The sequence below is a fragment of the Halorubrum tebenquichense DSM 14210 genome (assembly GCF_000337415.1).
GTDB lineage: Archaea > Halobacteriota > Halobacteria > Halobacteriales > Haloferacaceae > Halorubrum > Halorubrum tebenquichense.
The window spans coordinates 55,156-75,567 of the sequence record NZ_AOJD01000061.1; the positions used below are offsets into that span (position 1 = coordinate 55,156).

The 20,412-nt window shown below is 70.3% G+C and carries 18 protein-coding genes and 1 tRNA gene; 6 read left to right on the forward strand and 13 right to left on the reverse strand.

From position 1 onward, the window contains the following. Nucleotides 1-25: 25 nt before the first annotated feature. Nucleotides 26-1,015 (reverse strand): biotin--[acetyl-CoA-carboxylase] ligase, encoded by a 990-nt coding sequence (locus tag C472_RS11805; RefSeq protein ID WP_006630071.1) that lies wholly within the window; start codon nt 1,013-1,015, stop codon nt 26-28. Nucleotides 1,016-1,092: 77 nt separating this feature from the next. On the opposite strand from C472_RS11805, the gene C472_RS11810 reads away from it, so the two are divergent. Both C472_RS11810 and C472_RS11815 read left to right on the forward strand, forming a co-directional pair. Continuing rightward, entirely contained in the window at nt 1,093-1,485 is a 393-nt protein-coding gene (locus tag C472_RS11810) for a 2Fe-2S iron-sulfur cluster-binding protein (protein ID WP_006630072.1), read from the forward strand. Between the two features lie 138 nt (nt 1,486-1,623). Then, complete coding sequence (locus C472_RS11815) at nt 1,624-2,187, forward strand: hypothetical protein (protein ID WP_006630073.1); 564 nt, start codon at nt 1,624-1,626, stop codon at nt 2,185-2,187. Between the two features lie 50 nt (nt 2,188-2,237). Here C472_RS11815 and C472_RS11820 read toward each other — a convergent pair whose 3' ends face one another. After that, a complete protein-coding gene (locus tag C472_RS11820; protein WP_006630074.1) occupies nt 2,238-3,173 on the reverse strand; it encodes a DMT family transporter in 936 nt (311 codons plus the stop codon). A gap of 183 nt (nt 3,174-3,356) precedes the next feature. Between C472_RS11820 and C472_RS11825 the strand changes: the two genes are divergently transcribed. Next, a complete protein-coding gene (locus C472_RS11825; protein WP_006630075.1) occupies nt 3,357-3,839 on the forward strand; it encodes an Lrp/AsnC family transcriptional regulator in 483 nt (160 codons plus the stop codon). Between the two features lie 21 nt (nt 3,840-3,860). Here C472_RS11825 and C472_RS11830 read toward each other — a convergent pair whose 3' ends face one another. The 4 genes from C472_RS11830 to C472_RS11845 form a co-directional block, all read right to left on the reverse strand. Further along, complete coding sequence (locus C472_RS11830; protein ID WP_006630076.1) at nt 3,861-4,334, reverse strand: hypothetical protein; 474 nt, start codon at nt 4,332-4,334, stop codon at nt 3,861-3,863. 69 nt (nt 4,335-4,403) lie between these two features. Beyond that, nucleotides 4,404-4,925 (reverse strand): phosphate-starvation-inducible PsiE family protein, encoded by a 522-nt coding sequence (locus tag C472_RS11835; RefSeq protein WP_006630077.1) that lies wholly within the window; start codon nt 4,923-4,925, stop codon nt 4,404-4,406. A gap of 72 nt (nt 4,926-4,997) precedes the next feature. Beyond that, complete coding sequence (gatE, locus tag C472_RS11840; protein ID WP_006630078.1) at nt 4,998-6,881, reverse strand: Glu-tRNA(Gln) amidotransferase subunit GatE; 1,884 nt, start codon at nt 6,879-6,881, stop codon at nt 4,998-5,000. 563 nt (nt 6,882-7,444) lie between these two features. Next, a tRNA-Leu gene (locus C472_RS11845) sits at nt 7,445-7,529 on the reverse strand. Between the two features lie 140 nt (nt 7,530-7,669). Here C472_RS11845 and C472_RS11850 point away from each other — a divergent pair. Then, entirely contained in the window at nt 7,670-8,230 is a 561-nt protein-coding gene (locus C472_RS11850) for a DUF420 domain-containing protein (RefSeq protein WP_006630079.1), read from the forward strand. A gap of 148 nt (nt 8,231-8,378) precedes the next feature. Here C472_RS11850 and C472_RS11855 read toward each other — a convergent pair whose 3' ends face one another. From C472_RS11855 to C472_RS11875, 5 genes are all read right to left on the reverse strand, one after another. Further along, a complete protein-coding gene (locus C472_RS11855) occupies nt 8,379-9,440 on the reverse strand; it encodes a halocyanin domain-containing protein (protein ID WP_006630080.1) in 1,062 nt (353 codons plus the stop codon). 166 nt (nt 9,441-9,606) lie between these two features. Beyond that, nucleotides 9,607-11,106: an amidophosphoribosyltransferase gene (purF, locus tag C472_RS11860; RefSeq protein ID WP_006630081.1), complete on the reverse strand. Its 1,500-nt coding sequence runs from the start codon at nt 11,104-11,106 to the stop codon at nt 9,607-9,609. A 117-nt stretch (nt 11,107-11,223) separates the two neighbouring features. Then, a complete protein-coding gene (locus C472_RS11865) occupies nt 11,224-11,616 on the reverse strand; it encodes a DUF5820 family protein (RefSeq protein WP_006630082.1) in 393 nt (130 codons plus the stop codon). An 89-nt stretch (nt 11,617-11,705) separates the two neighbouring features. Then, on the reverse strand, nt 11,706-13,937 hold the full coding sequence (gene rqcH / locus C472_RS11870; RefSeq protein ID WP_006630083.1) for a ribosome rescue protein RqcH: 2,232 nt from the start codon (nt 13,935-13,937) through the stop codon (nt 11,706-11,708). A 73-nt stretch (nt 13,938-14,010) separates the two neighbouring features. Next, a complete protein-coding gene (locus C472_RS11875) occupies nt 14,011-15,750 on the reverse strand; it encodes a tRNA uridine(34) 5-carboxymethylaminomethyl modification radical SAM/GNAT enzyme Elp3 (protein WP_006630084.1) in 1,740 nt (579 codons plus the stop codon). Nucleotides 15,751-15,859: 109 nt separating this feature from the next. Between C472_RS11875 and thiC the strand changes: the two genes are divergently transcribed. Together thiC and C472_RS11885 are read left to right on the forward strand one after the other, a co-directional pair. Beyond that, nucleotides 15,860-17,308, forward strand: coding sequence for a phosphomethylpyrimidine synthase ThiC (thiC, locus tag C472_RS11880; protein ID WP_006630085.1), 1,449 nt, complete (start codon nt 15,860-15,862; stop codon nt 17,306-17,308). 73 nt (nt 17,309-17,381) lie between these two features. Then, nucleotides 17,382-18,899: a DUF790 family protein gene (locus C472_RS11885; protein WP_006630086.1), complete on the forward strand. Its 1,518-nt coding sequence runs from the start codon at nt 17,382-17,384 to the stop codon at nt 18,897-18,899. Between the two features lie 16 nt (nt 18,900-18,915). Here the strand turns inward: C472_RS11885 and C472_RS11890 are convergent, their stop codons facing one another. Continuing rightward, a complete protein-coding gene (locus tag C472_RS11890; RefSeq protein ID WP_006630087.1) occupies nt 18,916-19,446 on the reverse strand; it encodes a DUF7122 family protein in 531 nt (176 codons plus the stop codon). Continuing rightward, nucleotides 19,443-20,408 carry an RsmB/NOP family class I SAM-dependent RNA methyltransferase gene (locus C472_RS11895; protein WP_006630088.1) on the reverse strand — a complete coding sequence of 322 codons (966 nt, stop codon included), beginning with the start codon at nt 20,406-20,408 and terminating at the stop codon, nt 19,443-19,445. The genes C472_RS11890 and C472_RS11895 overlap by 4 nt, the downstream gene beginning before the upstream one ends. Nucleotides 20,409-20,412: the final 4 nt, after the last annotated feature.

Genomic DNA, 20,412 nt, shown 5'->3' on the forward strand with positions numbered 1-20,412 from the left:
GGGGGATCGACGCCGCCGGCCGCTCTCACTCCGCGTCGCGCAGGTGTTCGCAGTCGCCCGCGTGGACGCGCCGCCGTCCCTCCTCGGTGTCGACCACGAGCGCCCCCGGTCCCGCGACGTCGACCGCGGTCCCCTCCACGGAGCCGTCCGCGGTGTCGACGCGGACGCGCCGGCCGAGCGTGGCCGATCGCTCGCGCCACGCCGGGAGGACGCGGTCCAGCGCCTCGGGCGAGGCCGTCAGCTCCGCGTAGCGTTCGAGCAGCGTCGCGGCGAAGCGGCGGCGGTCGACCGGGCCGTCGCGCTCGGCCGACACGGAGGTCGCGCCCTCGGGCAGCGTCTCGGGGTCGATGTCTGCGTTGACGCCGACGCCGACGACGAGCCAGCCGACGCGGTCGGCCTCGCCCTCCATCTCCGTGAGGATCCCCGCGAGCTTTCGACCACCGCGACCGGTCGGGTCCGACTCGTCGGCCGCTTCCCCGTTCTCGTCGGCCCCGACGAGCACGTCGTTCGGCCACTTGATGTGCGCGTCGACGCCCGCCTCGCGGGCGGCGTCGGTCGTCGCCACCGCGGCCGCGAGAGTGAAGAGCGGCGCGCGCGCCGTCGGCACGTCGGGACGCGTCAGGACCGACAGCCAGACGCCGCCACTGGGGGCCACCCACTCCCGGTCGAGACGACCCCGGCTCCCGGTCTGCTCGTCGGCGACCACGGCGATGTCGGTCACGCCGTCCGCCGCCAGTTCGCGCGCCCGCTCGTTCGTCGATCCGATGCGGTCGTGATACTCCACCGAGTAGGGCGCGTCGAGGCCGAACGCGATGCCCGCCCCGGAGTAGCCCGGGTCGCCGGGGGCGACGTACCCGTCCGGTGTCGATTCGACCGCGAACCCCTCCTCGCGGAGCCCCTCGACCGCCTTCCAGACGGCCGCCCGCGAGACCCCGAGCGACTCCGCGAGGGCCGGCCCGGAGACGGGGCCGTCGTCGGCCGCGAGGGCGTCGAGCAGCGCGCGCCGCGTGTCCATACCGCCAGTTGCGACGCCCGCGCCGAAAGCCGTTCCGGGTCCCGGACGCTTTGTGCCCGGCGCGCGAAGGGCCGACGATGACCGAGGGCGACGCCACCGGAGAGAGTGACGAGGGGGCCGACGGCGGGACGGAGACGGTCCCCCTCGTCGTCGTCGACGGCGACGAGCGGACGGAACTCGACGTCGAGCGCGGCCGAAACCTCCGGCGGGTCCTGCTCGACGCCGGGCTGTCGCCGTACGCGCCCGCGACGCGCCGGCTCAACTGCGGCGGGCGGGGGCTGTGTGCCACCTGCGGGGTCCGCGTCCGGGAGGGACCGCCGGCCGACCACTGGCACGACCGGCTCGCCGACCGGTTCGGCTACCCGCGGCTCTCCTGTCAGATCGCGGTCGACCGCCCGATGACGGTCGCGCTCGTCGACAAGCGCGTGTGGGGCGGCCGACGGCCCGATCCGGAATCGGACGGGGAGTGATCTGGTCCCGAACACGCGCCGAGACGACCCGGACCGGACACCACGTTTCCGGTGAAACGGCGAACGGTACCGCGTCACACGCCATCGGGCTACGGCGGACGGCACAAAAGCCAAGTCCGCGGGGCCGAACGCTCCGGTATGCAACCCTCCAAGGAGCGCGAGTCGTCCGAGGGCGACCCGATGGACGACCTCGACGACCTCCTCGACGACGACCTCGCCGGCGGCGAGGGAGACTCCGTCGTCGAATCCGACGGCCCCGCGACCGCCGAACCGAGCGCACCGACCGCCGGAAGCGACGAGGACGCCGGCAGGATCGGGGTCTCCGGGCGGTGGTTCTCGGGGAAGGCCTTCGCGCTCGCGCTGCTCGCGGTCGCGGTCGGGGTCTTCGCCGGGAGCCTGATCCCGCTCATCGGCGGGACGATCGGGACCGCGGGCGGCGTGTTCGTCGCCGCGTTCCTGTTCGGCCTCGTCGCGTCGGCGCGCCGGTACGCGGAGACCGGGGTCGCCGGGGCCGCCGCGGGGGCGGTGAGCGCGGTGACGAGCGTCCTCGGCGTCGGCTTCCTCCCGATCGGGATCGACTACCTCTCGCAGTGGGGGCTCCCGCTCGTCGCGGTCGGCGGAGGGGTCGGCCTGCTACTGGCGCTGCTCGGCCACTACTTCGGCCGCGACCTGCGCGCGGGACTGAGTCAGGACGTCGAGTGATCGGCGGACGGTCGGGAACCCTTTCTGTCGGTTGGCGGCCCTCGGTCTCGTCACTCGGACAGCTCGTCGAAACCGACGTAGTCGGCGATCTCGTGGCGTTCCAAGACGAGGAAGCCGGCGAGGATCGCGACGAAGCCGATCAGCGCCTCGGCGTCGACGAGGTGGCCGAGCAGGACCCAGCTCCCGACCGCCGCGACGACCGGCTCCGCGTAGCCGACGAGGTGGAGTTGCGACGGGCCGACGGCGTCGAGCAGGGCGAAGTACAGGAGGAACGCGACGACGCCGGATAACAGCGTCAGGTACGCGAGCGACGCGATCGACGTCTGGTTCCAGACGATCGCGGCGGGGGACTCGCCGGTCGCGACGGCGGCGACGAGCAACTGGCCGGCCCCGATGACCATCGCCCACCCCTGAAGCGCGGCGACGGGGAGGTCGGTCCGGAGGGGGCGGAGCAGGACGGCTCCGAGCGAGAAGGCGGCCGCGCCCGCGAACGCGAGCGCGACGCCGACGACGGCCGCGCTGCCGAGTCCGGACGCGGCCGGATCGGCGATCACCACCACGCCGACGATCCCGAGCGCGAACCCGCCGATCTCGACGGGACCGAGCCGTTCGTTCGGGAGGAGCGCGGCCGCGAAGACGGCCGTCAACACCGGCGCGAGGCTCACGACGACCGCGGCGACCGCGCCGGAGACCCGCATCTCGCCGAGGTAGAGGAAGCCGTGGTACGCCGCGATCACGAAGGTGCCCGCGACGGCGACGCCCAGCCACTCGTCGCGGCCCCGCGGGACCCACCGGTCCGCGGCGACCGCGGCGTAGCCCAGCACGACCGCGCCGGCGACGACGTACCTGACGCCGGCGAAAAGCAGCGGCGGGAAGTAGTGGAGGCCGGCCTCGATGGCGACGAAGGAGGTGCCCCACAGCGTCGCGAGGAGGAGGAACGCGCCGACGATCGCTTCCGGAGTAGAGAGCAGCTTTGACAGCTTCATTCGTTATCCGTTCGAAATACACGGTGATAGTTAAACTACACTCTTAGATCTCTCGGATATCGGGATGAACAATCAGACATACGAATCAGATCCGAATTCGGTGTCGGGTCGCCCCCGGATATTGGACTCGACTCCAAGCCTGTCGGCCGACATATACAACCGACCGGGGTCCCATCGCGGGGTATGGACGAGCGCGACGTGCGGCTGTTGAAGGCCATCGCGGATCTCGGCACCGGGAGCCCCGAACGGCTCCACGAGGAGACCGGAATCCCGGTGTCGACGATCCACTACCGGCTGAACAACCTGCGGGACGACGGCGTCATCGAGAACGACCTGTACGACTTCGACCACGAGGCGCTCGGCCTCGGCGTCACCGTCATCGTCGAGGTGCTCGCGAGCTACGAGGGCCCCTACGAGGAGTTCGCCGACGAGCTGCTCGCGGTCGAGGGCGTCACGGAGGCGTTCTTCACGATGGGCGAGACGGACTTCGTCGTCCTCGCGCGGCTCTCCTCGTCGGACACCGTCGAGCGCCTCATCAGCGACTTCGAGGCGATCCCCGAGGTCGAGCGTACGAACTCGACGTTCACCATCGCCACGCTGCGCGACGAGTCGCGCGCGCCGGCGACGTACGACCTCGACACGCTGATCGAGGAGCTGACGGACTGAACCGGCCCGCCGACGGCCCGGTCAGCGCGTCTCGTCGTTGAGACCGGTGATCCGGCGGGTCTCTCCGCGGTCGGGGTAGCCGACCGGCGGCCCGAAGCGCCGCCGGAGGCGGTCGGTGACGGTGGCGCTGACGTAGGCGAACACCGCCATCATGGGGACGTAGCCGAGCATGTCGCCCGCCGAGTAGACCGCGGTGGCGAACAGCAGGTCTGGGTGGGTGTCCGGCGTCGGGACGCCCCCGATCCGGTAGACGAACACGAGCGCGTACAGCGGGAGCGTCGCGAGCGCCACGCCGAGGATGGCGTTGTTCGCGCTCGCGTCGTAGAACCCGCCGAGCGTCGTCGCGAGCGCGCCGACGGCGATGGCGGCCGGGAGCATCCACGCGGGGCGGTCCACGACGAACAGCACCATCGCACACAGGAGGACCGTCGCCGCGGCGAGCGCCGCGACCGTCCCGCGGCCGAAGTCGAACCCCGGATCGAACGGCTCTCTCATGGGGACGGGTTCCGTGTCGGAGCGAAAAAATGTTGCGTGGAGAACGTGTTTCGAGGAGCGGGTATGTGGTCACTTGGTCAACGGGTTCCCGACCGAGCGCTCGACGTACAAAAGCGCCACCAGCCCGAGGATGATGATCGTGTACGACACGGCGGCGAACAGCGCGCTCTCGGCCGACTCGTACTCCGTCGTCCGGTAGATGATCACCTTCCGGACCATCGCGATGACGCCGGTGTAGATCACCAACCGGACGATCCGCCGGGTGTCGCTCTGCTCGATGTAGGCGACGACCGTCTCGTACACCTCGACGATGATGAGCAGGAGCAGTCCGGTCTCGATGAATCCGATGACGACGTTCGGGTCGGTGATCGCGCCGGTCGGAACGGACTCGGCGATCTGGATCGCGAGGTCGACGACCCCGATCCCGAACAGGAGGGCGAAAAGCGCCGCCGCGGCCAGCTCAACGCCGTGGATGAACCGATTGGTCACGTCGAAGACCCGGTCACCAGACGTTCGGGCGGTCGCCGGCTCGGCGGGAGGATCGGGCGCGGACGAATCGTCCGAAGAGTCGGGCGAAGGCGAGTCTGCCATTCGGTGGTCCCTCTCGAATCGGATCTGTACCTCCCAACACGTAAAGAACGGGCCTGACCGGCGCGGAGCGCGCTACGACCGCTTCCCGATCTCCTCGCGCAACACGTCCGAGACGACCTCGCCGTCTGCCTTCCCGCGGAGCGCGCCCATCGCCTCGCCCATCAACCCGGAGAACGCGCCCATCCCCTCGGCCTCGATCTGGTCGGCGTTGCGCTCGACGACCTCGACGACCGCCTCGCGGACCTCCGCTTCGCTCACGCCCGAGAGGCCGGCCGCTTCGACGGCCTCGGCGGCGGACAGCGACGGGTCCTCCGCGAGCGTCGTCAGCACCTCCGGGACGCCCTCCTTCGCGAGGTCGCCGTCCTCGACGAGGTCGAACAGCGCGAGGAAGTGGTCGTCGGTGAGGTTCTCGACCGGCGCGCCGTCGCGCCGGATCTCCGTCGTCGTCGATTCGAGGGTCGACGCCGCGAACGTGGGGTCGACGCCGCGTTCGACCGCGGTCTCGAACAGCGGGAACCGCTGACCGAACGCGACCTGCTCGGCGAGGCCGGCGTCCAACCCGAACTCGTCGGCGTACCGCTCGGTCTTCTCGTCGAGCAGTTCGGGCGTCTCGACGTCCGAGGGGTCGGGCTCGACCGGCGGCACGTCCGTCTCGGGGTACATCCGCGCGGCCCCCGGCAGGGGGCGGAGGTACCGCGTCGTGCCGTCGTCGTTCGCGCCGCGCGTCTCCTCCGGGACCCCCTCGATGGCCGTCTCCGCGCGCTCGGCCGCGGCCTCGATCGCGAGGTCGGCGGTCTCGGGGTCGGCCGCGACGATGGCGACCGCGTCCTCGTCGCCCGCGCCGACCGCGTCGCGCAGCGCCGCGACTTCCGCCTCGGTGACGCCGTACGCCGGCAGCTCGTCGGTGTGGAAGACGCCGCCCGCGCCGTGGCGCTTCGCGTGGTCGGAGAACTCCGTGCCGAGCCGGCGGTCCGGCTGGATCTCGCGGCCGACGAGGCCGTCGAAGCCGTAGAGCGGGACCGCGGTCACCTTGCCGCCCGAGTCGAGCGCGCCGCGGATGACGCCCGACTCGGTGTCGGCGAAGACGTCGGTCACGTCGGAGACGTCGCCGACGCTCGCGTCGCGCTCCCGGAGCTCGTCGCGGATCGCGAGCAGTTCGGCCTGCCGACCCACCTCGCCGCGGACGATGTCCTCGATCCCCTGGAGGTCCTGAACGCCTTTCACCTCGACGCGCGCGCCGTCGGCGATGGAGACGTTCACGTCCTGCCGGATCGTCCCCAGTCCGCGCTTGACCGCGCCCGTCGAGCGGAGCAGCATTCCGATGCGCTCCGCGGCCTTCCGAGCCCCCTCGGGGCTGCGGATGTCCGGTCCGGTTCCGATCTCGACGAGCGGGACGCCGAGGCGGTCCAGCGAGTAGACGACGCCGTCGTCGGTCTCCTCGACGCGCTTCGCGGACTCCTCTTCGAGCATGAGGTCGACGACGGACACCGACCCCGACTCGGTCTCGATCTCGCCGTCCTGTCCGAGCAGGATCGAGCGCTGGAAGCCGGAGGTGTTCGAGCCGTCGATGACGAGCTTCCGCATGACGTGGGCCCGATCGACGACCGAGAGGTCGAGCAGGTCGGCGATCTGGAGCGCCACGGCGAGCGCCTCGTCGTCGACGCGGCGCGGCGGCTCGTCGTCCTCCTCGACGAGGCAGGTGGTGTCGTACGCGAGGTAGGTGAACTCGCGGTCGACGCGGCTCTCCTCCATCGCCGCGTCGTCGAGTTCGCCGAGTTCGCTCTTCGTCGGGTGAAGCTGCCGGGTGATCGACCGGTCGGCCTCCTCGGGGTCGCGCTCGACGGTCGGGGAGTCGCAGAACAGCTTCGTCTCCGTGTCGAGCTGCTGGTGGATCTCCAGGCCGGCGACGAGCCCAAGCTCCTCGTAGTCGTACTCGGGGGTCGCGTCCGTACTCATTACGCCTCACTCCGACGCGGCGCGACTAAAAGGGTGGCAGTTCGCGCGAACGGTGACCGATTGTCAGGATGAGGCCTAGATTCCGCTGACCACGGAGTGATATATAAATGAACGATGCGGTGGCGCGTGCCGACGAGCGCCCGGAGGGCGTGAGTCGCACGCGCGAGGGAGTCGCGAGCGGGTGGGCGACCGAAGGGAGCCCAGAGCGAGCGACGAGGCTGGGGAGGTGTGAGGTGCTGTGCCGTGCGGTTCGGGGTGGGACTCGAAGGGGCAGCCGTGAGAACGCCGGAGGCGACGCAAGGACCGCAGGAACGAGCGGAGCGAGTGACAAGGACCGCAGCGAGCGTCCGGCGTTCTCACGGCTGGGGCTTCGGAGGTGTTCACGGTCGATTCGCTGTCAGCCACTTATAAGCAAGCGGCTGGCGAGTAGTGGCTATTCAAGGTCACCCTACGCAATCGCATGCGGTCGAGTAACCACTCGTCGGGTAGCGTTCGGAAGGAATTGTGCGTGGGTGCTGTCGTAGAGACAACACCGTGCATCGTTCGGGGGTGGACCCCTGCGATGCGTGGGACCGGATTTGAACCGGCGGACCTCTACAGGACAGCGCCCTCAACGCTGCGCCGTTGGCCTGGCTTGGCTACCCACGCTCGCGGTCTTTTGTCGCGTCTCCTCCTACCTTTCCCCAGATTAAAAGCCCTTCCATTCGCGGGTGCCGTGCCGGAGTTTCTCAGGCGGACGGCCGGCCGCAACCGGCACGCGTTTGGGGGTCGCGTCCCATCGCACGCACATGTCCGATTGGGCCCGCGAGAACGTCTCCGTCCTGACCGCCGCCGCGTCCGCCGTCGCGCTCGCGCTCGTCTTCGGCGCGGTCGGCGGCATCATTCCGAGTTCGATGCTACCGCGCGCGAGCGACGCCGTCCTCGCCGCGATCCCCCACTTCAACGCCGCCGTCTCCGCGACCGCCATCGCCACCATCCTGCTCGGCTGGCGGGCCATCTCGCGCGGGAACGTGACGCGCCACCGGAACTTCATGGTGACCTCGTTCGCGCTCTTTACGGCCTTCCTCGGCGCGTACCTCTACCGGCTGATCCACGTCGGGACGACGGAGTTCGTCGGACCGGAGGCGGTGTACACGTATCTCTACCTGCCGTTCCTCGCGATCCACATCCTGCTCGCGATCGTCTGCGTCCCGTTCGTCATCCACGCGCTCCTGCTCGCCGCCACCCGGCCGTTCGAGGAACTCTACCACACGCGGCACTCGCAGGTCGGGTTCGTCGGCGCGGTCCTCTGGCTGATCTCGTTCGCGATGGGGATCGGCGTGTACCTGCTGCTGTATCACCTCTACTGAGCGGCGCGACTCGCGGCGGCAACGGTTGACATCCGCCCCGCGCTGAAGCGCGAGGCTTTCTCCCTGATTCTCCGTAACCGGACACCGACCGCGACCGCGAACGGCAGAAAAGCACCGACGCGTCCGACCCGCGCGAGCGACGGCGTCCCTACGCGTTCTTCTCGGCCTTCTGGTGTGCGGCGTAGAACAGCGGAACCAGCAGCGCGCCGGCGAACCCGAAGCCGAGCGCGAGGGCCCCGATGTCGCCCGCCGAGAGGCCGCTGTCGCCGCCGGACCCGCCGTCGCCGCCGAGGAGGTCGTCGTCGACCGTCCCGACCGCGACGGCCCCCTTCATTCCGGCTCCGGCGTGCGGCTCGCAGACGTACCGGAAGACGTCGCCCTCGCCCGCGTCCTCGAAGGTGTACTCGAAGGTCGATCCCTCCTCCGCGACCGTCTCTCCGCTGGAGAAGACCTCGTTCTCCTCGACGACGTTGTGCGCGCCGCCCTGCCCGGTCCACTCCCAGACGACCGTCGTGCCCGGATCGATCAGGATCGCCGGCGGGTCGAACAGCAGGCCGTTCTCGCCCGCGCCGACCGAAACGGTCACCTCGCTCTGTCCGCGGAGGTCGCGGGTCCCCTCGTAGTTGCCGACGTTCTCGAACCAGTCGCCGTACCCGGCCGCACCGCCGCCGGATCCCCCGTCCCCGCCGTCGCCTTCCGCCTGCGGGTCGACGAGGTCGTCGTCGACGGAGCCGACCGCGACGACGCCCTTCATCCCGGCTCCGCGGTGCGGTGTACAGAAGTAATTGAACGTGTCGCCCTCCTCGGCGTCCTCGAAGGTGTACTCGAAGGTGGTCCCCTCCTCGGCGACCGTCTCCCCGCTGTCGAACGTCTCGTCGGCGGCGACGACGTTGTGCGCGCCGCCCTGCCCGGTCCACTCCCAGACGACCGTCGCGCCCGGATCGATGAGGACGGCCGCGGGACCGAACCGGAGGCCGTTCTCGCCCGCCCCGACCTGAACGGTGACCTCGTCCTGTCCGGTGTAGTCGTGCGTCCCGTCGTAGTTGCTGACACCCTCCAGCCAGCCGTCGTACTGGGCGGCCGCGCTCCCGCTCCCGGCGGCGACCCCCGCGGCGACCGCCGCCCCGGCGGCCCCGGCGCGGAAGAACCCGCGACGGCTCATCGACCCGGCGTCGTCGCCCGCGGCGGTCGCGTCGGCGTTCGATCTCATACCCCCACGTCTGATCGTGAGCGTATTTAAGCCCCCGATACGTCCCGAGCGGTCGGATTCGACCCGAACTTATTCGGGACACCACCGCGTCGGAGGTCGGGCGTCCGCCCGCTTGGAGGGTGCCGATCGAAGCGAAACGGGTCGCTGAAAAGGGGAGCGACGGCGGTTAGTCGTCCGCCGGAGTCGGGTCCGAAACGGGCGCGTCGACGTCGCGGTCGGTCGCTTCGCCCTCGACGTCGAACGGGTACTCGCCGGTGACGCAGCCGAGACAGAGGTCCGCGCGGCTCTCGCCGAGCGCGTCCGCGACCGCGTCGACGGAGAGGTACGACAGCGAGTCCGCGCCCACCTGCTCGCGGATCTCCTCGGTCGAGGCGTCGGCGGCGATCAGCTCGTCGCGCGTGGCCATGTCGATACCGAAGTAGCAGGGGGCGAGGATCGGCGGCGCGCCGATCCGGAGGTGGACCTCCTCCGCGCCCGCCTCGCGCACCAGGTCGACGAGCTGGGTCGAGGTCGTCCCGCGGACGATGGAGTCGTCGATAATGGTGACCGACTTCCCCTCGACCGTCGAGCGGATCGGGTTGAGCTTCAGCCGGACCGCCCGCTCGCGCTCGTCTTGGGTCGGCATGATGAACGTCCGACCCACGTACCGGTTCTTCATCAGCCCCTCCGCGAACTCCACGCCGCCGTCGTCGGACTCGCGCAGGTCGCCGTCGGCCGTGGTCTCGCCCGCGGCGTCGGCGTAGCCGGAGGCGAACGCGCGACCGGAGTCGGGGACGGGCATCACCACGTCGGACTCGACGCCGGACTCCTCCCAGAGCTTCCGGCCGAGCTTGCGGCGCACCTCGTACACGAGGCTCTCGTCGATGACGGAGTCGGGCCGGGCGAAGTAGACGTGTTCGAAGAAGCAGTGGGCGGTCGCGTCGCGCTCGACCAGCTGATACGTGTCGTAGCCGGTCCCGTCGGGGTCCAAGACGACGAGTTCGCCGGGTCGCACGTCGCGGATCAGCTCGCCGTCGAGCGTGTCGATGGCCGCGGACTCGCTGGCGAGGACGTAGCCGCCGTCGATCTTCCCGAGACACAGCGGGCGGTTGCCGAGCGGATCCCGGACGCCCAACACGGTGTCGTCGTGGGTGATCGCCAGCGAGTAGGAGCCGTGGATGCGGTTCATCGTGTGTTTGACGGCGCGCACGAGGTCCTCTTCGAGGAGGTTGCGCGCGAGGTCGTGGGCGATCACCTCGGTGTCGCCGTCGGAGGTGAAGGCGTGGCCGGCCGCCGCCAGTTCGTCGCGCACCTCGTCGGCGTTGACGAGGTTCCCGTTGTGCGAGAGCCCGAGCGACCCGGACTTGAACGAGACCGAGAACGGCTGGGCGCAGCTCTTGTCGAGGCTGCCGGCGGTCGGGTAGCGGACGTGACCGATACCGGTGCCGCCGGACAGCGATTCGAGGTCCCCCTCCTCGAACGCGTCGCCGACGAGGCCGCGCTCGACGTGGCTGTGCTGTTGGAACCCGTCGTGCGTGACGATCCCAGCGGACTCCTGCCCGCGGTGTTGGAGCGCGTACAGCGCGTAGTACAGCGGGCGCGCGGCCTCCCGGTCTTCGAGCGAGACGCCGACGACCCCGCACTTCTCTCGCGGTTCGTCGCCGCCGTGGTCCCCACCGGCGTTCATGTACGCGTCGGCAGGGCCGCTGTCGATAAAAATCCTCGTGTTCGTGGCGTATCCCTCTGCTTTTCGCCAGGAATTATCCGCGATCGTGTACAGAAATGCGGTCGACCGCCGCGGTGCTCACTCCACGGCGTCGCCGCCGACGAACTCGTCGAGGCGGGCGAAGTACTCCTCGCGGGGCACCTGATACGCCGCCCGGTAGTCCACGTCGCCGGCGGCGAACCGCTCCGCGACGTCGACCGCGCCGGCCTCGCCCGCCTCGCGGCTCTCGTACGTCTCCGCGACCGCCTCGATCTCCGGTTCGAGGAAGAGAACGACGTGCCACTCCTCGGTGGCGTACTGGCCCGACCCGGGCCGGGCGCTCCGGGACCCGTTCGTCAGGTAGATCGTCGGGAGGCACTCGTCCGGGAGGTCGCCGCCCCCGAAGACGTCGGGCCGGTAGACGAGGATGGCCCGACCGCTCGGCTCCTCGTTCCACACGCGCCACCCCTCCGGCAGCGATTCGAAGGTCATGGTCGCCCTCCGTCGCGGAGGCTTGAAAACGTCGCGTTCGGCGGGGGTGAGCGCTCGACGAACCGCTCGCCCGCGACTCGTGGCGCGGATCAGTCTACGATGTCCGACCCGCCCGGCGGGAGGAACTCCTGAAGCTGGTCGGCGCTCGCCACCTTCCGCACGAACGACTGGTCGGTGAACCGCTCTTTCAGGTCGCGGTACGCCATCATCGCGGCGTCGTTTTGCGCGTACATCCCCGGCTCGAAGGTGACGTGCGCGGCCGCGCGGTCGACGATCGCCGACGGCGGGCCGCCGATGGCCTGCGTGACCGGCTCGCACTGGACGCCGACGGCGATCCGACAGGGCACGTCCTCGAAGTAGGTGCGGTCGCCGCGGATCACGAAGCTCCCCTTCTCGATGTACTCGCCGCTCTCGGGCGTCTTCGACACCTGATCGGGGTCGACCATGTACGCGTCGCCCGCGCCGCGGCCGTCCTTCCAGTCCGACGAGTAGGAGACGGCGAACTGCGCGGCCTCCCGCAGCGTCTCCTCCGAGAAATCGACCGGCTCGGCCGACTCGGAGGGACCGGCGGCCTTCAGGATCGTCACCGGGCCGCCGTGGGCCTGCGTGTGGAAGAACCGGTCGTGTTTGTCCATGTACTTTTTCACCAGCTCCTCGTTCTGGTCGGCGTTGCGCCCGCCGATGACGAGGTAGCCCGTCGACGTGTGGAACCACCGGAAGCGGTCGTACCAGTCGTCGGGGCTCCGGATCGGGATCGAGGCGCGCGAGAGCCAGTCGGTCTCGTACTCCTCGTCGTCGTCCTCGTCGTCGCCGTCGCCGCCCTGAGCGCTTCCGTCGTCGGCCGCCTGCTGTTCCTCCCACTCGGCCTTGCGCTCCTTGACGGCCTCCAGCTCCGCGCGGGTCGACTCGATCGCCGCCACCGCGCCCTCCTTCTTCTCCTCGACGCGTTTCGCCTCCTGATAGAGCCGGTCGGCGTTGACCTCCACCCCTTCGCTCGCGTCGAGTTCGATCCGGGTCGTCCCGCCGCTCGCGCCGTCCTCGCCGTCGACCGCGTCGTCGTCGGGTTCCTCGGCGAGTTCGACCGTCACCGTCCCCTCGCCGCCGTCGACGTCGACGACGGCCTCCGCGGCCGGGATGCCGCGCTCCGCGCCGGCGTCGAGCGTCTCCTCGATTTCGTCCCACGGCACCTCGCTCTCGCGGGCCTCCCGCACCGTCGATATCACCTCGTCGACGAGGTCGTAGTTCGCGTACAGTAGCTCGGCGCGCTCCCGTTCCGCCTGCGCCTGCTCCTCGAACCCCTCGATCGCGCCCTCCTGCTGTTCGATGATCCGCTCCTGTTTGGCGATCTCTCCCTCGAAGTCCGGGCGGGAGGCGCTCGCGTCCGCGGGCGCGTCGCCCGCCTCGGTGTCCTCGCTCCCGAGCCGGTAGAAGTACTCGTCGACCGCGTCGTTGAACGAGTCGAACCCGACGCTCGGGAGGTTCTCGTGTTCCGCGAGCGGGAAGGGCGTGACGTCGACGACGCGGGGGTCGGCGTCGTCCGCGTTTCCGTCTCCGTCGCCGCTTCCGTCGATCGACTCCTCGTACACGCGGGGGTCGATGTCCCCCGACCGGAGCCGCTCACCGATCCGGGAGAGCGCGTCGTGGAGCGCCCGGAGCTGGTCGTCGGTCGCCTCCTCGATCGGCGTCTCCTTCTCGACGCCGGCGCGGGTACACACCTCCTCGGCGTAGAGCCCGCCGAGGTTCAGCTGCGTCGCGAGCGTCCGCACCACGTCGCTGTCCGACTCGCGCATGTGTCGCTCGAAGCCGCCGCGGCTCACGTCGAGCGGGTTGAGCCGGGAGCCGGGGTACTCGTACTGCGAGCCGGGCGCGACCGTGCGGGACTTGAGTCGGACGGTCGACAGCGACCCCACCACCTCGCCCGTCTCGTCGAGCGCGGCGACGTTCCCCTGTCCGAACAGCTCGGCGACGAGCGTCGTGTTCTGGTCCTCGCGCTCGAACTCGAAGGTGAGGATCCGGTCGAACTCGTACTGTTCGACGCCCGCGAAGTCCGCGCCGGACATGCGGTTCCGCAGCATCTTCGCGAAGTTCGGCGGACGGCCGGGGGCGTCGGCGACGCGGTCGGGGTCGGCGGCGTGCGCGCGCTTGATATCGCCCACCTCGATCATGAGTTCGACGCGGCCGCGGTCGAAGTCGCGGAGCTTCAGCCGGAGCAGGTCGTCGTCGTAGAGGTACGCCTTGTCGACCTTCGCGCCCTCGTACCGGTTGAGCTCGGTGACGAGCGCGGCGAGGTCGATGCTCGACAGCTCCCGCTTCTGGTCCATACCGCAACGTGAGGGTCGGCCCTGAAAAGGCGTGTCGTTGTGGGGGCGGTTCGGAGCGTCTCCGTTCGGTCGATCAGAGCCGCTTCGACACGTACGGCCCGTCCTGCCGGTAGCCGAGCTTCTCTCGGTAGTACTCGCGCGCGCCGATCCCGGAGATCACCGCGATCTTCCGGTAGCCGGCCTCGCGGGCCAGCTCCTCGGCGCGTTCGAGCAGCCGGGTGCCGTACCCCTGATGCTGCCAGTCGCCGTCGCCGCCGATGCCGACCTCGGTGCCGTACACGTGGAGTTCGCGCACCAGCGCGGCGTCTTCGAGCTCCGGCCGGATCGGGTCGCCCTCGGTGCCCGGCGCGCCGGGCTGCTCCGGGGCGAACGAGGGGAACCGCAGGCGGCAGAACCCGACGAGGAGGTCGCGGACGGGGTCCTCGAAGGCGATGAAATGTTCCGTGCCGCCGCCCGCCTCGTAGGTGGTGACGGAGAGCTCCACGTCGTCCGGGTCCGGGTCGGCGTCGTTGTGGCCGACCTCGCGGGCGCGGATGTCGCGCTGGACGATCCCCGTCTCCTCGGCGCGCTGTGCGGCGAGTTGGCGGAGGTTCGACTTCTGGACGCCGGCGTCGATGAAGTCCGCGGGGATGTCTCGCTGGACGCGCTGGAGCCGGGTGTACTTCGGGATCAGGTCCATCACCTCGGCGACGACGTCGGCCGCCTCCTCGCTCGTGAGCGGGTCGAAGTCCTCGCGCCGCCAGCGGTCGTAGACGCGCGTGCCCTCGACGACGAGGGTGGGGTAGATCTTCAGGTAGTCCGGCCGCCAGTCGGGGTTCTCGAACAGCTGTCGGAAGTCCTCGATACACATCTCCTTCGTCATCCCCGGCTGCCCCGGCATCATGTGGAAGCCGACCTTGAACGCGGCGTCGCGCAGGCGGCGGTTGGCGTTCCGGCTCGCCTCGTTGCCGTGCCCGCGGTGCATCTCGCGGTTGATCCGCTCGTAGGTGGTCTGGACGCCGACCTCGACCTTCGTCCCGCCCAGATCGAGCATCCGGTCGATCTGTTCCGGATCGCACCAGTCCGGCTTCGTCTCGAAGGTGGTCCCGATGTTGCGGATCGCGTTCGTCTCGTTTTCGGCGATCACGTCTTCGAGGTACTCGAACTCGGTCTCGTCGGGGGCGGGCGCGAACGACTCACCCTCCGCCGGCTCCGGCTCCTCGTCGAGGTCGTAGTCGTTCATCGCCTGGAGGGCGCGCTTGACGAACCACTCCTGGTAGTCGTGCGACCGCGCGGTCATCGTCCCGCCCATCAGGATGAGCTCCACCTTGTCGACCGGGTGGCCGATCTTCCGGAGCTGTTCGAGCCGGAGCGTCACCTGCCCGTACGGGTCGTAGTCGTTCTGCTCGCCGCGCGCGGCGGCCGGCTCGTGGCCCGTGTACGACTGCGCGGAGGAGAACTCCGAGGCCGGTCCGCCGGGACAGTAGAGGCACTTCCCGTGCGGGCACAGCTTCGGCGAGGTCATGATCGCGACCGGCGAGACGCCGGAGGCCGTCCGGACGGGCTTGCGCTGGACCACCTCGATCACGTCGTCGCGGTGTTCCGCGGGGGCGTGATCGAGTATCTCGGTGTTCTTCGGCACCTTCGGCGAGGAGAACTCCGAGCAGGCGTCGAGCTTGGCGCGTTCGAGGTCGTCGCGCTCGACCTCGCCCGCGAGGATGCGCTCGACGAGGTGTTCGCAGGTGCGGACGAACGCCTCGGGCTCGTCGCCGCCGGAGTCGCCGTCGCCCGTCGCGTTCTCGGCGTTCGTGTCGTCCGCCGCGTCCGTGCTCATTACCCTCCGATCGAGGAGTTTCGGGGTTAAGCGTGTCGCACCCCGCGCCGGTCGGAACCCGGACGGACCACCGAAGAGTATATTAGCTAGTGGTATAACCGAGTGATTAATGGCCGCAACACAGATCGAACTGGCCCGAGACGGGGAGATCACGCCGGCGATGGAGCGCGTCGCGGAGCGAGAGAACTGCGAGGCGGCGTTCGTCCGGCGGCGGGTCGCAGAGGGCCGAGCGGTGATTCCGAACAACCGCGGTCACGACTCGCTCGATCCGATGGTCATCGGCGAGGACTTCTCGACGAAGGTCAACGCCAACATCGGCAACAGCGAGTCGACGAGCGACCTCGACGCGGAGCTGCGGAAGCTCCACGCCGCCGTCCACTACGGAGCCGACACCGTCATGGACCTCTCGACTGGCGATCGGCTGGACGAGACTCGCGAGGCGAACGTCGCGTACTCGCCGGTCCCGGTCGGAACGGTCCCGATATACGAGGCGGTGAAACGGGCGGAGAGTCCGGAGGAGATCACTCCGGAACTCCTGCTCGACGTGATCGAGAAACAGGCCGAACAGGGCGTCGATTACATGACGATCCACGCGGGCGTGTTGCTGGAACACCTCCCGCTGACCGACGGTCGAAAGACCGGGATCGTCTCGCGGGGCGGGTCGATCCTCGCCCAGTGGATCGAGGAGAACGGGGCGCAGAACCCCCTGTACACGAAGTTCGAAGAGATCTGCGAGATCTTCGCGGAACACGACGTGACGGTTTCGCTTGGGGACGGCCTCCGTCCCGGGTGCCTCGCCGACGCGAGCGACGAGGCGCAGTTCGCTGAGCTCGAAACCCTCGGCGAGCTCACCCGAGTCGCGCGGGACCGCGGCGTTCAGGTGATGGTGGAGGGTCCCGGCCACGTCCCGATGGACGAGATCGCCGACAACGTCGACCGGCAGCAGGAGGTGTGCGACGGCGCGCCCTTCTACGTCCTCGGGCCCCTCGTGACCGACATCGCCCCCGGCTACGACCACATCACGAGCGCGATCGGCGCGACCGAGGCGGCGCGTGCGGGCGCGGCGATGCTGTGTTACGTCACGCCGAAGGAACACCTCGGCCTCCCCGACGCGGAGGACGTTCGGGACGGGCTGGCGGCGTACCGGATCGCGGCGCACGCCGCCGACGTCGCCGCCGACCGCCCGGGTGCGCGCGACTGGGACGACGCACTCTCCGAGGCGCGCTACGAGTTCGACTGGACGCGGCAGTTCGACCTCGCCCTCGACCCGGAGCGCGCGCGGAACTACCACGATCAGACGCTCCCCGGAGACAACTACAAGGAGGCCCGGTTCTGCTCGATGTGCGGCGCGGAGTTCTGCTCGATGCGCATCGACCAAGACGCCCGGGACGCGGACGGGGAGATGTCCGACATCGGCGGCGAGACCGACCTCGACGCGTCGGCCGCCGCGGCGGTGAACGTCCCCCCGGTCGGTACCCACGACACCGACCGCGTCCCGGACGAGATCGAGATCGGAGGGGTCACGTTCACCCCGGAGGCGGAACGAGCGGACGACTGAAGCGGTTCGGCGACCGGCGGGACCGTCGCGCCGATCCGCTCGTTTTAGGTCGGCCGGAGCGTACCGCGTGAACGTGTTACGGAAGGACCTCCTGCGCGTCTCCCGGGCGGGCGGCGGCTACCGTCCGCAGTTCACGACCCGGGAACACCGCCCGCTCGCGGCGCGGGTCCTCGGGACCTTCGAGTCGCACGTCGGCGATCGCCGCGGCGACCTCGACGACGCGCTGGCGGACTTGGAGGCCGACGCCGCCGCCCGCAACGGCGATTTTAAGCTGGTTCGCGGGCTCGCGGCGCTCGTCGAGCGCGAGTGCGAGTTCGAGACGCGCGCACCGGTCCCGCCGCGTCGCGTCCGCCGGGCCGCGTTCGAGGCCGCGGCGGCGGTCGGCGTCGCGAGCGAGGCGGAGCGGGAGACCGCGGTCGGCCGCGCGGCCGACGCGCTGGGAATCGAGCCGAGGGACGTGGAGGCGTCGCTGTACGCCGACCGCGACGTGAATCGGGTCCTCGTCGACGCCGACGTGCGCTGGGACCCGGACGACCTGCTGGAGCAGTACGACCTCTCGCTGGCCCAGACCGCGCTGTTCGACGCCACCGAGGTCAGGGTCAGGTCGAACGACCCGAAGCGGCTCGTCTCGGCGGTGAAGCGGCTGCGGCTGATGTACGAGGTAGAGAAGACGCCGGAGGGGCGAGAGCTGGTCGTCACCGGTCCCGACGCGCTGTTCACGCGCACCCGACGCTACGGCACGGCGTTCGCGCGGCTGCTCCGGACCGTCGCCGAGTCGGCCGAGTGGTCGCTCTCGGCGACGATCGACGACCGCGGCCGCGAGCGCACGATGCGGCTCTCGGACGGCGACGTGACCGTGCCCGACGTGGAGCCGGTCGCGGAGCCGACGTTCGACAGCGGGGTCGAGGCCGACTTCGCCGGGCGCGTCCGCGGCCTCGACCTCGACTGGACGCTGGTCCGCGAGCCGGAGCCGCTGGAGACCGGCGCGAGCGTGATGATCCCGGACTTCGCGTTCGACTACGACCACGCCGACTTCCGCCTGTTCTTCGAGGTGATGGGCTTCTGGACCCCCGAGTACGTCGAGAAGAAGCTCGGCCAGCTCGCCGACGTGGAGGACGTGGACCTGCTCGTCGCCGTCGACGAGAGCCTCGGCGTCGGCGAGGAGATCGCCGCCCGCGACCACCGCGTCGTCACCTACTCCGGGACGGTGCGCGTGAAGGACGTGGTCGACGTGCTCCGCGAGTACGAGGCCGAGTTCGTCGCCGACGCGGCCGCCGCCCTCCCGGACGAACTCGTCCCCGACGCCGACGCGATCGGACTGGCCGAACTGGCCGCCGAGCGCGGCGTGAGCGTCGAGGCGGTCGAGGGGGTGTCGTTCCCCGAGCACGAACGGGTCGGCCGCACGCTCGTGCGGCCCGCGGTGTTGGCGGCCGTCGGGGGAGAGATCGAGCCGGGGATATCGCTCTCGGCGGCAGAGGCGATCCTCGACGAACACGGCCTCGACGACGCCAGCGCCGCGCTCTCGCGGCTCGGGTTCCGCGTCGAGTGGGAGGGGCTCGGCGGCGGGACGGTGCGGGAGAAGGCGGAGTGAGTCCCCGACGCGGTTCCTACTCCACGACCGGCAGGTCCGCCCGGCTGCCCTTCGGGACCACCGACCGCAGTTCGTCGTAGAGGTACAGCCCGACACCGATCGGGACCGACTCGCCGGCGACCTCGTGGGTCGCGATCAGGTACCCCCAGTCGCCGTCCCACTCGGGCAGGTCCTGGTCCTCGCCGGCCGCGAACCGGGACGCTCGCTCGGGACCCAGTTCGACGACGTTCTTCGTCGCGTGCCGGCCGAACCGGGAGACCGCCCGGCCCGTCGGCTTCCAGTGCTCCTGTCGCGTGCGGAGGAAGGTCATCCCTATCGCCTCGACCTCGCTCGGGTCGGTCGCCTCGCCGTTGTATATCCAGACCTTCCCAGCGCCCTTCTCCCAGAAGCTGTACCCCTCGAAGACCGCCGGCTCGATTCCGAACCGCTCGTGCCACCAGTCGAGGACCTCCTGCCGGCTCGCGCGCCCCTCGACCTCCCGCTCGTCGGGAGTCGCCGGCACCCGGTCGAACTGCTGGCCGTCGTTTTCGGGCGCGTCGTCGCTCATGCGGCCACCTCCTCGTCGTCGGCCGCCCCGCCGTCGCTCACGGCGTCGTCTCCCTCGCCGCCGACCCGCAGCTTCGCGCAGAAGAACCCGCCCGTGTCGTTGCGGTGCGGGTAGATGCGCTTCGCGCGCGTCACCGACTCGTCGTACGTCTCGCCGTCCCACTCGGTGACGCCGGGGTCCGTCTCGACCGGGAGGTCGAACGCGACGAGTTCGCAGTCCTCCCCGTCGAGGACGTGGTCGAGGACCGCCTCGTTCTCCTCCGGAGCGAACGTACACGTTGAGTAGACGACGACTCCGCCGGGACGGGTCGCCTGAACGGCGCGGGCCAGCACGCCCTTCTGGATCCCCGCGACCGCGTGGACGTGGTCGAGCGTCCACTGGTCTAAGACGTCCGGGTTCTTGCGGCAGGTGCCCTCACACGAGCAGGGGGCGTCGACCAGCGCGCGGTCGAACTCGTCGAACGCCAGCGGCTTCAAAGAGAAGTTCCGGGCGTCCTGGTTCGTGACGACGGTGTTCGTGATCCCGAGCCGTTCCGCGTTATGCCGGAGCGCGGAGAGGCGGCCGAGGTTGTTGTCGTTGGCGACGACGGTCCCCTCGTCGCCCATCGCGTCCGCGATCTGGGTGGTCTTGCTGCCGGGGGCCGCGCAGGCGTCCCAGACGCGCTCGCCCGGCCGCGGGTCGAGCGCGAGGCCGGGCAGCACGGACACCTCCTCCTGTCCGTGCGTCCAGCCGTGGACGTACGGCCAGTTGCCGCCGGGGTTCCCGTCCGGGAGCCGGAAGAGGCCGTCGTGCCAGTCGACCGCCTCGTAGGCGACGCCCGCCTCGTCGAACGCCTCGCGGACGCGGGCCGGCGTCGCCGCGATCTCGTTCGTGCGCACGACCGAGGGGAGGGGACGGTCGCACGCCGCCCGGAACGCGTCGACGTCGTCGACGAGCGACTCGTATCGGTCGAGCGGATTCATTGGC

What these genes read in the sequence shown, in the direction of transcription:
- C472_RS11805 (WP_006630071.1), bottom strand. Translation starts at nt 1,015, where the DNA reads ATGGACACGCGGCGCGCGCTGCTCGACGCCCTCGCGGCCGACGACGGC.
- thiC (WP_006630085.1), top strand. Translation starts at nt 15,860, where the DNA reads ATGGCCGCAACACAGATCGAACTGGCCCGAGACGGGGAGATCACGCCG.
- C472_RS11875 (WP_006630084.1), bottom strand. Translation starts at nt 15,750, where the DNA reads ATGAGCACGGACGCGGCGGACGACACGAACGCCGAGAACGCGACGGGC.
- C472_RS11890 (WP_006630087.1), bottom strand. Translation starts at nt 19,446, where the DNA reads ATGAGCGACGACGCGCCCGAAAACGACGGCCAGCAGTTCGACCGGGTG.
- C472_RS11835 (WP_006630077.1), bottom strand. Translation starts at nt 4,925, where the DNA reads ATGGCAGACTCGCCTTCGCCCGACTCTTCGGACGATTCGTCCGCGCCC.
- C472_RS11850 (WP_006630079.1), top strand. Translation starts at nt 7,670, where the DNA reads ATGTCCGATTGGGCCCGCGAGAACGTCTCCGTCCTGACCGCCGCCGCG.
- purF (WP_006630081.1), bottom strand. Translation starts at nt 11,106, where the DNA reads ATGAACGCCGGTGGGGACCACGGCGGCGACGAACCGCGAGAGAAGTGC.
- rqcH (WP_006630083.1), bottom strand. Translation starts at nt 13,937, where the DNA reads ATGGACCAGAAGCGGGAGCTGTCGAGCATCGACCTCGCCGCGCTCGTC.
- C472_RS11865 (WP_006630082.1), bottom strand. Translation starts at nt 11,616, where the DNA reads ATGACCTTCGAATCGCTGCCGGAGGGGTGGCGCGTGTGGAACGAGGAG.
- C472_RS11855 (WP_006630080.1), bottom strand. Translation starts at nt 9,440, where the DNA reads ATGAGATCGAACGCCGACGCGACCGCCGCGGGCGACGACGCCGGGTCG.
- C472_RS11895 (WP_006630088.1), bottom strand. Translation starts at nt 20,408, where the DNA reads ATGAATCCGCTCGACCGATACGAGTCGCTCGTCGACGACGTCGACGCG.
- C472_RS11825 (WP_006630075.1), top strand. Translation starts at nt 3,357, where the DNA reads ATGGACGAGCGCGACGTGCGGCTGTTGAAGGCCATCGCGGATCTCGGC.
- C472_RS11815 (WP_006630073.1), top strand. Translation starts at nt 1,624, where the DNA reads ATGCAACCCTCCAAGGAGCGCGAGTCGTCCGAGGGCGACCCGATGGAC.
- C472_RS11820 (WP_006630074.1), bottom strand. Translation starts at nt 3,173, where the DNA reads ATGAAGCTGTCAAAGCTGCTCTCTACTCCGGAAGCGATCGTCGGCGCG.
- C472_RS11830 (WP_006630076.1), bottom strand. Translation starts at nt 4,334, where the DNA reads ATGAGAGAGCCGTTCGATCCGGGGTTCGACTTCGGCCGCGGGACGGTC.
- C472_RS11810 (WP_006630072.1), top strand. Translation starts at nt 1,093, where the DNA reads ATGACCGAGGGCGACGCCACCGGAGAGAGTGACGAGGGGGCCGACGGC.
- gatE (WP_006630078.1), bottom strand. Translation starts at nt 6,881, where the DNA reads ATGAGTACGGACGCGACCCCCGAGTACGACTACGAGGAGCTTGGGCTC.